The organism is Stenotrophomonas sp. 2YAF26, from assembly GCF_052114625.1.
GTDB classification, from domain to species: Bacteria; Pseudomonadota; Gammaproteobacteria; order Xanthomonadales; family Xanthomonadaceae; genus Stenotrophomonas; species Stenotrophomonas indicatrix.
This window is the reverse complement of sequence record NZ_JBFRFC010000002.1, coordinates 33,509-45,778: the sequence shown is the minus strand read 5'-3', so window position 1 is coordinate 45,778 and position 12,270 is coordinate 33,509. Positions and strand designations below refer to the sequence as shown.

The 12,270-nt window shown below is 68.3% G+C and carries 10 protein-coding genes; all 10 read left to right on the top strand.

Annotated features, from left to right (window positions below):
* Position 1 precedes the first annotated feature (1 nt).
* The 10 genes from AB4Y98_RS02535 to uvrC all read left to right on the top strand — a co-directional run bounded on the left by AB4Y98_RS02535 (position 2) and on the right by uvrC (position 12,263).
* Entirely contained in the window at positions 2-1,345 is a 1,344-nt protein-coding gene (locus AB4Y98_RS02535) for a sensor histidine kinase (protein WP_312107831.1), read from the top strand.
* 70 nt (positions 1,346-1,415) lie between these two features.
* Positions 1,416-3,824 (top strand): DNA internalization-related competence protein ComEC/Rec2, encoded by a 2,409-nt coding sequence (locus tag AB4Y98_RS02530; RefSeq protein ID WP_442243712.1) that lies wholly within the window; start codon positions 1,416-1,418, stop codon positions 3,822-3,824.
* 3 nt (positions 3,825-3,827) lie between these two features.
* Entirely contained in the window at positions 3,828-4,490 is a 663-nt protein-coding gene (locus AB4Y98_RS02525; RefSeq protein WP_108265380.1) for a MotA/TolQ/ExbB proton channel family protein, read from the top strand.
* Between the two features lie 3 nt (positions 4,491-4,493).
* Positions 4,494-4,916 (top strand): ExbD/TolR family protein, encoded by a 423-nt coding sequence (locus tag AB4Y98_RS02520; protein WP_025875217.1) that lies wholly within the window; start codon positions 4,494-4,496, stop codon positions 4,914-4,916.
* A complete protein-coding gene (gene msbA, locus AB4Y98_RS02515; protein WP_442243711.1) occupies positions 4,913-6,661 on the top strand; it encodes a lipid A export permease/ATP-binding protein MsbA in 1,749 nt (582 codons plus the stop codon). Before AB4Y98_RS02520 ends, msbA begins: the two co-directional genes overlap by 4 nt.
* Positions 6,661-7,680 (top strand): tetraacyldisaccharide 4'-kinase, encoded by a 1,020-nt coding sequence (lpxK, locus tag AB4Y98_RS02510; protein WP_442243710.1) that lies wholly within the window; start codon positions 6,661-6,663, stop codon positions 7,678-7,680. The genes msbA and lpxK overlap by 1 nt, the downstream gene beginning before the upstream one ends.
* A 74-nt stretch (positions 7,681-7,754) precedes the next feature.
* Positions 7,755-8,528, top strand: coding sequence for a 3-deoxy-manno-octulosonate cytidylyltransferase family protein (gene kdsB / locus AB4Y98_RS02505; RefSeq protein ID WP_442243709.1), 774 nt, complete (start codon positions 7,755-7,757; stop codon positions 8,526-8,528).
* Positions 8,525-9,013 (top strand): low molecular weight protein-tyrosine-phosphatase, encoded by a 489-nt coding sequence (locus AB4Y98_RS02500; RefSeq protein ID WP_363731058.1) that lies wholly within the window; start codon positions 8,525-8,527, stop codon positions 9,011-9,013. The genes kdsB and AB4Y98_RS02500 overlap by 4 nt, the downstream gene beginning before the upstream one ends.
* Positions 9,010-10,422, top strand: a complete 1,413-nt coding sequence (locus tag AB4Y98_RS02495) for a hypothetical protein (protein WP_312786529.1) — start codon at positions 9,010-9,012, stop codon at positions 10,420-10,422. Before AB4Y98_RS02500 ends, AB4Y98_RS02495 begins: the two co-directional genes overlap by 4 nt.
* The gene (gene uvrC / locus AB4Y98_RS02490; RefSeq protein ID WP_312786530.1) at positions 10,419-12,263 is read left to right on the top strand and encodes an excinuclease ABC subunit UvrC; all 1,845 of its coding nucleotides are present in this window, start codon (positions 10,419-10,421) and stop codon (positions 12,261-12,263) included. Before AB4Y98_RS02495 ends, uvrC begins: the two co-directional genes overlap by 4 nt.
* Positions 12,264-12,270 lie beyond the last annotated feature (7 nt).

Below are 12,270 nucleotides of genomic sequence, written 5' to 3'. Positions count from 1 at the left end.
GATGGCGCGACCGATCCGTTCGATCACGCTGGGCCTGGCATGGCGGCTGTTCCTGGCGCAGGCCTTCACGGTGTTGTTCGCCGTTGTCGCGCTGATCCTGACCTGGGGCGACAAGGACACCTGGGGCATGGACATGTTCATGGCCGAGAGCGCGGCCAATGCCGTGCACAGCGAAGGGGGCCGGCTGGTGCTGGACGAAGCACGCTGGCAGAAGCTCGATGCGCGTGCTGGTGGCAACCTGTGGTTTGCCGCGGTCGACGATCGGGGTGTATGGCTGCAGCGCGGCACGCTGCCTGCCATCCACGCGCCGCTGCTGGCCCGCCTGCCGACACTGGGCGCCACCGAGCTGGGGTCGCTGGTACCGCCGTACCTGGACGTGGCCCGGGTGATGATCCGCAACGAAGACGGCCGCCGCATCACGGTGATGGTGGGCGGGGCGCCGAAGGGCGGCCTGCTGGATGGCGCATTGATGGTGCTGCGGTTGATCGGCCTGTGGTTCTTCCTGCCGTTGATCGTGGTCACGCTGCTGGTGATGCCGACAGTGATCCACCGCGCCATGCGTGGCGTGCGCCGGTCCGCGCAGCAGGCCAAGGAACTTGATATCGGCCAGCCCGGTGCGCGCCTGGACGCGCAGCTGGTGTCTACCGAGGTGGCGCCTCTGGTTGAAGCGTTCAACGATGCGATCGACAAGGTGCAGCAGGGCTACGCAGCACGCGACAAGTTCCTGGCCGATGCCGCGCATGAACTGCGGGTGCCGATTGCGGTGGTGCAGGCGCGCTTGTCGCAGTTGCCGCAGGGAGAGTTGAAATCGCAGCTGCTGACCGATGTCGCCCGCCTCGGCAACGTCGCCGAGCACCTGCTCGACCTGCAGCGCCTGGACCGGAACGTCGCAGCGTTGCAGCGGCTGGACCTGGCGCATGTCGTGCGCGAAGCGGCCGCGGACCTCGCTCCGCTGGTCGTGGGTGCCGGCTATGGCTTCGAAGTGGATGCGCCGGAAACGCCGGTATGGATCCATGGTGATGGCCTGGCCCTGGGCCGGGTGATCGCCAACCTGGTGCACAACGCCATCGTCCACGGCGGCGGACGCGGCACCATCTGCGTGCGTCTGGACCGACAGGGCCTGCTGGAGGTCAGCGATCAAGGCGCCGGTGTGCCGGTCGGTGACCGCGAAGCGATCTTCGAGCCGTTCCACCGCCTGCGTGCCGCCGGCAGCGGCAGCGGCCTGGGCCTGCATCTGGTCAAGGAAATCGTGCAGCACCACGGGGGCACGGTGAGCGTGGGCGAGGCTGTCGGAGGCGGCGCCAGTTTCCGGGTCAACTTCCACCGCGGCAGCGTGCGTCGTTAGTCGGGCGCTGACAAAACCGCAGGGAGTTGCCTGATGGTTGCGTGAGGCCTTACCACGGCACGCTGTGTCGATGGCTGCCGATCGGACCTTGTCGCCGCTGCTGGGCCCCGCGTGCGCCGCCGCTCTGGTCACCGGTGCCTTGGCCTGCGTGCTGTTGCCGGTGTTGCCGCCGCTGTGGCTGTCTGTTCTGGCGGCCGCCGTGGCGGCGTTGGGCTGGGTGCTGCGCTGGCGCGGGCGCGCGGCGGCTGCGCTGCTGTTCGGCTTGGCCTGGACGTCCTGCCATGGGCATTGGGCATTGCAGGCGCAGCTGCCGGCCGGTGCTGCTGCCCAGGATGTGCTGGTCCGGGGGCAGGTCGTCGACCTGCCGAAGCAAGCGCCTGGATACACCCGGTTCGAATTCCGGGTCGATGCGTCCGATGCGACGCCGATGCTGCGTGGAAAGCGGCTGCAGGTGTTCTGGCACGCGCCCCGGCGCGGGCCGGTCGACGCCGGGGCTGATCAGAGACATCGCCTGCACGCCGGCGCGGACTGGCAGTTGTCGCTGCGCGTGCGGCCGCCACGCTCGCGTATCAATCCAGGGGGCTTCGATGGCGAACGGCATGCGTTGCTGCACGGGCTGGCAGCGAGTGGCAACGTGCGTGATGCCAGCACCACGAGGCAGCTGCGTCCCGCGCACGGCCTGCCCGCTTGGCGCGAGCGCACCAGTGCGGCCATCGCCACGCAGATCGCACACCCCTCGGCACGGTTCATCCAGGCCTTGGCGCTGGGCGATACGCGTGGCCTGTCCGATATCGACTGGGCGCAGCTGCGCGCGCTGGGCCTGACCCACCTGATCGCCATTTCCGGCTTCCATGTCGGTCTGGTGGCGGGCTTCGCCGCATTGCTGTGTTCTGTTCTCTGGCGGTCCTGGCCGGGGCTTGCCGGGTTCTGGCCACGACCACAGGCGGCGGCCTGCGCGGCGGCGGTGGCAGCGGCCGGCTATGCCGTTGTCGCAGGCAGCGAGCTGCCGACTGTGCGCACCGCGTTGATGATCGCGGTGGTGGCCCTGGCACGCGTCGTCCGCCGTCCGGTGACAGTGGCACAGGGCTTGGCGCTGGCCGCGCTGGCGATGTTGCTGCCGGCACCGCTGTCGGTGCTGTCTGCGGGCTTCTGGCTCAGTTTCGGCGGCGTACTGTGGTTGTTGTGGTGCCTGCCGCAGGGGCGGCCGAAGGGGGGCGCCGCGATGCTGCGCGGCGCGCTGGCAGGACAGGGGGTGGCCAGCGTCGCTCTGCTGCCGCTGGCAGTGGCGCTGTTTGGCGGAACCGCGCGGCTGGGGCCGCTGGTGAATCTGCCGGTCATTCCGCTGTGGAGCCTGCTGGTAGTGCCTTTGGCCCTGCTGGGAACCGCTCTGGAGGCCCTGCTTAGTGGGGCAGGGCAGTGGCCTTGGCGCGCGGCAGCCTGGGTGTTCGATGGCAGTTGGCAGCTGATGCAGCCGTTGGCCGAGCACCCGCAGGCGATGTGGTGGCTGGCGCAGGGGCCAGCCTGGGCGGTGCCGGCGGCGTTGCTGGGGGTGTTCTGGTGGTTGTTGCCGCGTGGTGCCGGTGCGGTGCTTGCCGGGTCATTGCTGTGCCTGCCATTGCTGTGGCCGGCACGGTCGGTGCCGCAGCAGGGCGAGTTGGAACTGGTGGTGCACGATGTCGGCCAGGGCGCGGCCGTGCTGCTGCGAACCGCCCACCACGCACTCTGGTACGACGTCGGCCCGCCGGCGGGCAGCGGAGGCGAGGAGCGGATACTGCTGCCGACGTTGCGGGCGTTGGGACAGGTGCCGCCGGCACGGGTGATGATCAGTCACGACCACCTGGACCACAGCGGCAACCTCGCCGCGTTGCGCCGACAACTGCCGGGCCTGGACGTACTGGCGCCACAGGGCAGTGCGATTGCCACTGCCCGCACCTGCCAACAGGGACTGCGCTGGCAATGGGATGGGGTCGATTTTCAGGTGCTGCATCCGCCCGCTTTGCCTGCAGCTCCGGCGAAGGGCGTCGACAACGAGGCCAGTTGCGTGCTGCGGGTCGCCGGCGCACACGGGGTGGTGCTGCTGCCCGGTGACATCGGCCGGCCCGGCGAGCAGGCGCTGCTGGCGGGCGCTGCCGCGGCGCTGCGTGCTGACGTGGTGCTGGTGCCCCATCACGGCAGTGGCGGCAGCTCCACCCCCGGCTGGGTGAAGGCGGTGGCGCCACGGTTGGCGCTGGTCTCGGCCGGGCACCAGAACCGCTTTGGACACCCGAAGCGTGACGTGGTGCAGCGCTGGCGGGCGGCCGGCGCCGAAGTGCTGTCCACCGCCGAGTCCGGCGCGATCCGCGTATGGCTTGGCGCACAAGGCCTGCAGCTGCGTGAACAGCGTATCCACGCAGCCCGGTGGTGGGATGCCGCTGGGCGGGCACGGTCGGCTGCTATCCTATCGCCGATCGAACAAGCGGCCGTTGGGCCGGAGGGTTGAAACGTGTGGGAACTGGTCAAGGCCGGTGGCTGGCCGATGGTGCCGCTGCTGCTGTTGGGCGTACTGGCTTTGGCGATCGTCCTGGAGCGTTTCTGGTCCCTGCGGCGTAACGAGGTACTGCCGCCTGGCCTGGGCCAAGAAGTGCGCAACTGGGCTGCGCGCGGCAAGCTCGACCCGGCGCACCTGCAGACCCTGCGTGCCAATTCGCCGTTGGGCGCCCTGCTGGCCGCGGCACTGGAAGCGCGCAATCGCCCGCGCGACCAGATCCGCGAGCGCATCGAAGACACCGGTCGCCACCTGGTGCACCGCATGGAGCGTTTTCTCAACGCGCTGGGCACCATCGCCTCGGCCGGCCCGTTGCTGGGCCTGCTCGGCACCGTGGTCGGCATGATCCAGATGTTCCTGGGCATCCTCGATCACGGCGTGGGTGACGTGAACCAGCTTGCAGGCGGTATCGGCAAGGCGCTGGTATGCACCGCCACCGGCATGATCGTGGCGATCCCGGCGCTGATGTTCCACCGCTTCTTCAAGGGCCGCATCCACGGCTACGTGGTGGAGATGGAGCAGGAAGCCAGCGCATTGCTGGATACGCTGGATGGCCGGCCCGGGGTGATGACCCCGGCACCCGCCACGCGCGCGTCCTCCGCCGCTACGGCAAAGGCCTGATCGATGCGTATCGGCAACGACCGGTCCCAGGATGAGCCGCATATCGACCTGGTGCCGCTGATCGACGTCATCCTGGTGCTGATCATCTTCTTCGTGGTCACCACCACCTTCGATGCGCGTTCGACCCTGCAGGTGCAGCTGCCGACCGCCAGCCAGCAGCAGACCAACGAGCCGCCGCGCTCGCTGAGCGTGCTGATCAACGCTGACGGCCGCTACTTCGTCAACGATCAGGAAGTGCTGCGCAGCGACGTCGAGTCGGTCAAGCAGACCATTGCGGCTGTCGCCGGCAGCGACCGCGAACAGACCGTGCTGCTGCGTGCCGACGCGCGCACTCCCTACCAGGCCGTGGTCACCGCGCAGGACGCGCTGGGCCAGCTCGGATTCCGTCGTATCGCCATTGCAACAGCGCCAGAGGTGCGTCCATGAGTTCCCATCACGCGCCAGTGTGGCCGATCTACAAACGTCTGCTGGGCTATACCCGCACCTACTGGGTGTTCATGATCGGCGCGGTCATCGCGATGGTGGTCGAAGCCCTGGCCGGCTATCACTTCACCAAGCTGATGGAGCCGCTGGTCAACCGGGGCTTCGTCAACCCTGAGCCGCGCATGGCGGTGATCCTGCCGCTGACCATCCTCGGCCTGTTCCTGATGCGCAGCGTGGCGACCTGGGTCAGCGACTACACGCTGGCCAAGACCGGCCGCAGCGTGGTCCGCGATCTTCGCGAACAGGTACTGCAGAAGTACCTGCACCTGCCGTCCTCGCACTTCGACGCCGAAGCGACGCCGGTGATGGTCAGCCGCCTGAACTTCGATACCGAACAGGTCACCCAGGCAAGCGCCGACGCGCTCAAAACCGTAGTCGCCGATACCCTCACCATCATCGCCATGCTGGCGGTGATGCTGCAGATGAGCGTCAAGGTGACGCTGGCGATGCTGGTGGTGGTGCCGCTGATCGGCGTGATCGTCTCCTACGTGGGCAAGCGCTACCGGCGCATCAGCCGCGGCATCCAGGACGGCATGGGCACCATGGCGCAGACCGCCGAGCAATCGCTGGCGGCGCAGCAGGAAGTGAAGGTGCACGGCACCCAGCAGCACGAGATCTCGCGCTACTCGCGCCTGGCCAACCGCATGCTGGCACTGAACATGAAGGTGGAAGTGACCCGCGCGGCCGCCTCCAGCGTGGTCCAGTTCCTGGCGGCGCTGGCGCTGGCGGTGATCGTGTGGGTGTCCACCCGCGAGGCGCTGGCCGGCAAGCTCAATGCAGGCCAGTTCATGGGCCTGATGACCTCGATGATGGCCATCATTCCGTCGCTGCGCCGGCTGACCAGCGTGCAGACCTCGATCTCACGCGGCGTGGCCGCTGCCGAGCGCCTGTTCAGCATCATCGACATGCCGGTCGAGCGCGACGACGGCAAGCACGCGGTACAGCGCGTACGCGGCGAGCTGGCCTTCGAGCACGTCATGCTGCGTTACCGTGAAGACAGCGGCATCGCCCTGGACGACATCAGCTTCGTTGCCAGGCCGGGTACGGTCACCGCCATCGTCGGTCGTTCCGGCAGCGGCAAGACCAGCCTGATCCGGCTGGTCCCACGCTTCTACGAACCCAAGGGGGGGCGCATCCTGCTCGACGGCGTCGCCCTGGATGACTACCCGTTGGCCGATCTTCGCAGGCAGGTGGCCATCGTCGGCCAGAAGGTGATGCTGTTCGACGACACGATTGCGGCCAACATCGCCTACGGCATGGATGCAACCGACGAGCAGATCCGCGCGGCGGCCGAAGCGGCCAATGCCTGGGAGTTCATTGCACGCATGCCGCAGCAGCTGCAGACACCGGTGGGTGAGAACGGCGCGCTGTTGTCCGGCGGCCAGCGCCAGCGCCTGGCGATCGCCCGCGCGATCCTGCGCGACGCGCCGATCCTGATCCTGGACGAGGCCACCGCGGCGCTGGACAACGAATCCGAGCGCCTGGTGCAGGATGCGCTGCAGCGTTTGATGCCCGAGCGCACCACTCTGGTGATCGCGCACCGCTTGTCGACCATCGAGCATGCCGACCAGGTACTGGTGATGGACCATGGCCGCATCGTTGAACGCGGGACCCACCAGGAACTGCTGTCAATGGGTGGCCTGTACCAGCACCTGCACAACATGCAGTTCCGCGAAAGGCAGGACTGATGGCGGGCAAAGGTACCCAGACCCCGCCGTACTGGTATGACGGCAGCCCGGTTCCCTGGCCGATGCGATTGCTGGCACCGCTGTACGCGGGCGTCACCGCGTTGCGTCGGCGCCTGTACCGGCGTGGCTGGCGCAAGCGCCATGCGCTGGCGGTGCCGGTCATCGTGGTCGGCAACATCACCGCCGGCGGCACCGGCAAGACGCCCCTGACCATCGCCCTGGTCGAGCGCCTGCGGGCAGCCGGTTGGAAGCCCGGTGTGGCCAGTCGCGGCTATGGCCGCGAAGACGCCGACAAGGCACGTTGGGTGGAAGCCGATACGCCGACCGCCCTCGGTGGCGACGAGCCGGTGCTGATCGCTTGGAAAACGGGCGTGCCGGTGCGCGTGGACAGTGATCGCGTGGCGGCGGGCAAGGCGTTGATCGCTGCCGGCTGTGACGTGATCGTCTGCGATGATGGCCTGCAGCACTACCGGCTGGCGCGCGACATCGAGATCGAGGTGGTCGATGCCCAGCGTCGCTATGGCAATGGCCGCATGATTCCAGCCGGCCCGCTGCGCGAGCCGGTCGGTCGCGCCGCCGAATGCGATTTCCGCGTGGTCAACCTCGGCCAAGCGGATGAAACGACGGCTGCCCAGGCCTGCGGCTTCGGCCAATGGCCGATGGCCCTGCACATCGACAGCGCACAACCGCTGACCGGTGGACGGGCGCGTCCCCTTTCGTACTTCGCCGGCCAGCGCGTGCATGCCGTGGCCGGCATCGCCCATCCGCAACGCTTCTTCGACATGCTGCGTGCGCGTGCGATCGGCGTGGTGCCGCATGCCTTTGCCGACCATCACGCTTATCAGCCGCAGGATCTGTCCTTTGGCAGCCAGTTGCCGGTGCTGATGACCGAAAAGGATGCCGTGAAGTGCCGCGCCTTCGGCAACGACTGGCATTACGCCGTGCCGCTGCGTGCCGAGATGCCTGCTGCTTTCTGGATCGCGTTGACCGATCGCCTGGATAAGCTGCGACCGAACTGAGGGCCGTGCGGCGCTTGCAAATGCACGCCGCCGGCCGCATTCCTGCTGTATCGCGCCTGCCGAGTACCGCCCGCATGACCGACTTCGTTGTTGCCATCCCGGCCCGCTATGCCGCTTCGCGGCTGCCGGGCAAGCCGCTGCGCCTGCTGGGCGGAGAGCCCATGGTGCTGCATGTGGCCCGCCGCGCGCTGCAGGCCGGCGCAGGTGAGGTATGGGTCGCGACCGACGACAAGCGCATTGCCGACGCATTGTCCGGCCTGGGGGAAGTGAAGGTAGCGATGACCGCAGCTTCGCATGCCTCTGGCACCGATCGCCTGGCCGAGTGCGCACGCATCGCCGGCTGGGCGGACGACACTGTAGTAGTCAACCTGCAGGGCGATGAGCCGTTCGCACCGGCCGCCGGCATTCGCGCTGTGGCTGCGGCACTGGTGGAGGGCAGCGCACCGATGTCGACCTTGGCCACGCCGGTCGAGGATGCGCACACGCTGTTCGACCCGAACGTGGTCAAGCTGGTACGCAACGTGCGCAACGAGGCCATGTACTTCAGCCGTGCGCCGATTGCCTGGCATCGAGATGGCTTCGCCCGCAGCCGCGAGATCCTGCCCGAGGGCCACCAGTGGCTGCGCCACATCGGCATCTACGGCTACCGTGCCGGCTTCCTGCAGCAGTTCGCCTCGATGCCCCCGGGCGCGTTGGAACAAGTGGAATCGCTGGAGCAGCTGCGCGTGCTGGAAGCGGGCTACCCGATCGCCGTTGCAATCTCGCCCGAACCCTTCCCGCCGGGCATCGACACCCCTGAAGACCTGCAGCGCGCCGAAACGCTGCTGCAGGCGATGGCCGCGCGATGAGGCTGCTGGTCGTCTGCCTCGGCAACATATGCCGCTCGCCGATGGCCGAAGGCGCGCTGCGCGCCCGCCTGGATGCCTCGGCGCTGGCCGGGCGGGTGCAGGTCGATTCGGCCGGTACCGGCGACTGGCATGTGGGCCAGCCACCCGACCGGCGTGCGATTGCGTGCGCGGCCGGGCATGGCGTGGACCTTGGCAGCCTGCGCGCGCGGCAACTGCAGCGGCAGGACTTCGACGCCTTCGACTGGATCCTGTGCGCCGACGAAGCCAATCTGCGTGATGCCGCTCGCCTTGCTACCGCCACCCAGCGCGAGCGCCTGGCGCTGTACCTGCCGTGGTCGGGCGGGCAGGGCGAACGTGCGATTCCCGATCCCTATACCGGCGGCAGTGATCATTTCGAACAGGTCTGGTCGCTGGTCGATGCTGCTGCCGAACGCACCGTGGCACGCCTGTTGCATCACGCCCACTCCGGCATAATCGGGCCATGAACATCCAGCCCGTCCCGGACCTGCCCGAGTTCGCCGCTTGGCTCAATGCCGCGCCCTGCACCCTGACCGAACTGCGTGGCCGGCCGGTCGCGCTGTTGTTCGTCAATGCCGCGTCCGCGTGGAGCGCGCAACGGCTGGCCGAGTTCAGCCAGTGGCTGTCACGCCACCCCGGCAAGCTGCAACCCCTGGTGCTGCAGGTGCCACGCTTCGATTTCGAGCGTGACGCCAGTGCTGCATTGAAACTGCTGCGCCGGCAGGGCCTGACGATGCCGGTGCTGCTCGATGCCGATTGGGATGGCTGGCGCCGCTTCGGCGTCACCGCCTGGCCGACCATGGTGTTGCTGGACGCGCAGGGCCGCGAACAGCAGCGCTTGATCGGCCAGGGTGCGCCCGGCGAGCTGGAGCGGGCCCTGAACGTCCTCTGCGAGGGGGCGCCGTCGGCGCCTTCGCGCGGCGGCAGTGAACTGCACCCCGAACCGCGCCAGGCGCTGCGGTTCCCGATGGGTCTGGCGGTGAGCCAGGAACGGCTGTACATCGCTGACAGTGGCCGCCACCGCATTCTCGAATGCAGTCACGGTGGCCGCGTGCTGCGTCAGTTCGGTCTGGGCACCGCCGACTTCATGGACGGCAACCTCGCCGAAGCCGCCTTCCACCGGCCGCAGGCGCTGGCGCTGGAGCGTGAGTCGCTGTACGTGGCCGACACCGGCAACCATGCCGTGCGCCGCATCAATCTGCTGACCGGCCTGGTCGATACGCTGTGTGGCAACGGCCGTCCGGGCGCCCCCGTGGAAGGGCCGGTGGCGCAGCCACGGCAGGTGTCGCTGGATCATCCGGTGGGCCTGGCCATCGCCGAAAACCAGCTGCACATCGCCATGGCCGGCGACAACCGCATCTGGAGCTACCACCTCGGCCAGCGCAGCCTGCAGTGGCGCGCCGGCAGCGGCGCCATCGACGAGCGCGACGGCAGTGGCCATCTGGCTGCGTTCGCCCAGCCCACTGCCGTGGCCGTGGTCCAGCAGGTGCTGTACGTGGCCGACGCGCTGGGTTCATCGATCCGTTCGCTGCAGCTGCGAGGCGATCTGGTGCAGACCCTGGTCGGGCAGGGCACCTGGCGCTTCGGTGAAGATGACGGCCCGCGCGCGCAGGCCAGCCTGCAGTTCCCGCAGGCGATCGCGTTGAGCCCGGATGCCCCGTTGTTGTGGATCGCCGATACCGGCAATGGCCGCCTGCGCACGTTGCGCCTCGGTGGCGGCGAACTGACCACCCAGCCCTTGCCGCGGCGCCTGCATGGCCCGGCCGGCCTGGCCGTCGGTGCCGGCGCGGTGTGGATCGCCGAAACAGATTCCCACTCCGTACTGCGCCTGGACCCTGACAGCGGCGTGCTCAGCGAAGTGCCGATCAGCGAATGACCGTTGTTCCTGTCCCGACCTTCGATGGCAAGGCATTCGCGGCCCAGCTGAGTACCGCCCCGGGCGTGTACCGCATGTACGCGGCCGACGACACGCTGTTGTACGTCGGCAAGGCCCGCGCGCTGCGCAACCGCGTGGGCAGCTATTTCAACGGCAGTCCGAAGAACGCGCGCATCATGTCGATGCTCTCGCAGATCGTGCGCATGGACGTGACCGTAACGCGCTCGGAAGCCGAAGCGCTGCTGCTGGAAAACCAGCTGATCAAGTCGCTGTCGCCGCGCTACAACGTGTCCCTGCGCGACGACAAGACCTATCCGCATGTGCTGCTGACCCGCGAAGACTGGCCGCGCATCGCCCTGCATCGTGGTCCACGTGCCATTCCCGGGCGCTATTTCGGGCCGTATCCCGGCGTCACCGCGGTGCGCGAGACGCTGAACCTGATGCACAAGCTGTTCAAGCTGCGCAGCTGCGAAGACAGCGTGTTCCGCAACCGCTCGCGGCCCTGCCTGCAGTATCAGATCGGACGTTGCAGCGCGCCGTGCGTGGAACTGGTGCCAGCAGCGGACTACGCCGAGTCGGTGCGCCGGGCGGCGATGTTCCTGGAAGGCAAGAGCGATGAGCTGACCCGCGAGCTGGGCGAGCAGATGCAGGCCGCCAGCGAAGCGCTGGAATTCGAGCAGGCCGCGCGCCTACGCGACCTGATCACATCGTTGCGCAGCATGCAGACCCGCCAGTACGTGGACGGCCGCGCGGCCGACCTGGACGTGCTGGCGGTGGCCATGCAGGGCTCGCAGGCCTGCGTGATGCTGCTGGCGTTCCGTGATGGCCGCAACCTGGGCACCCGCCCGTTCTTTCCCCGCACCAACGGCGAGGAAAGCCCGGATGAAGTGCTGGCGGCCTTTGTTTCGCAGTACTACATCGAATTCGAGCCTCCGCGCGAGATCCTGCTCGACCGCGAAATTCCCGATGCCGATCTGATCGGTTCTGCGCTGTCGGCCTCGGCCGAGCGCAAGGTGCAGTTGAAATGGAACGTCCGCGGCGAGCGCGCCGGCTACCTGGAACTGGCCAGCCGCAACGCGCAGTTGACCCTGGCGACCGAGATCAACAGCCGCACCGCGCAGCACGCGCGCAGCGAAGCCCTGCGGGTGATGCTGGGGCTGGCCGAACCGGTGAAGCGGGTGGAGTGCTTCGATATCAGCCACACCATGGGCGAAGCCACCGTGGCCTCCTGCGTGGTGTTCGATGCTTCCGGCCCGGTGCGCGCGCAGTACCGCCGTTTCAACATCAGTGGCATCGAGCCGGGCGATGATTACGCCGCGATGCGCCAGGCGATCGACCGCCGCTTCCGCCGCGCGGTGGAGGAGCAGGGCGTCCTGCCGGATGTGCTGCTGATCGACGGTGGCGCCGGCCAGCTGGCACAGGCCCAGGCAGCGTTGGCCGATCTGGGCGTGGAAGACGTGCTGCTGGTGGGGGTGGCCAAAGGCGTGGAACGCCGTGCCGGCCACGAAGCACTGGTGATGCCCGATGGCCGCGAACTGCGCCCGGGTGCGGCCGATCCCGCCCTGCAGTTCATCCAGCAGGTGCGCGATGAAGCCCACCGCTTCGCCATCACCGGCCATCGCGGGCGCCGGCAGAAGGCCCGGATGACCAGCAAGCTGGAAGACATCCCCGGCATCGGGCCGCGCCGGCGCGCCAGCCTGCTGAAGCATTTCGGTGGCCTGGTCGGCCTGAAAGCGGCCGGAGAAGCGGAAATTGCCAAGGTGGAAGGCATCAATGACGCCCTTGCAGCGCGCATCTACGCTAACCTGCACGGGTTGGCCGCGCCGGATCCGGCCGAGTAGAGAGAGA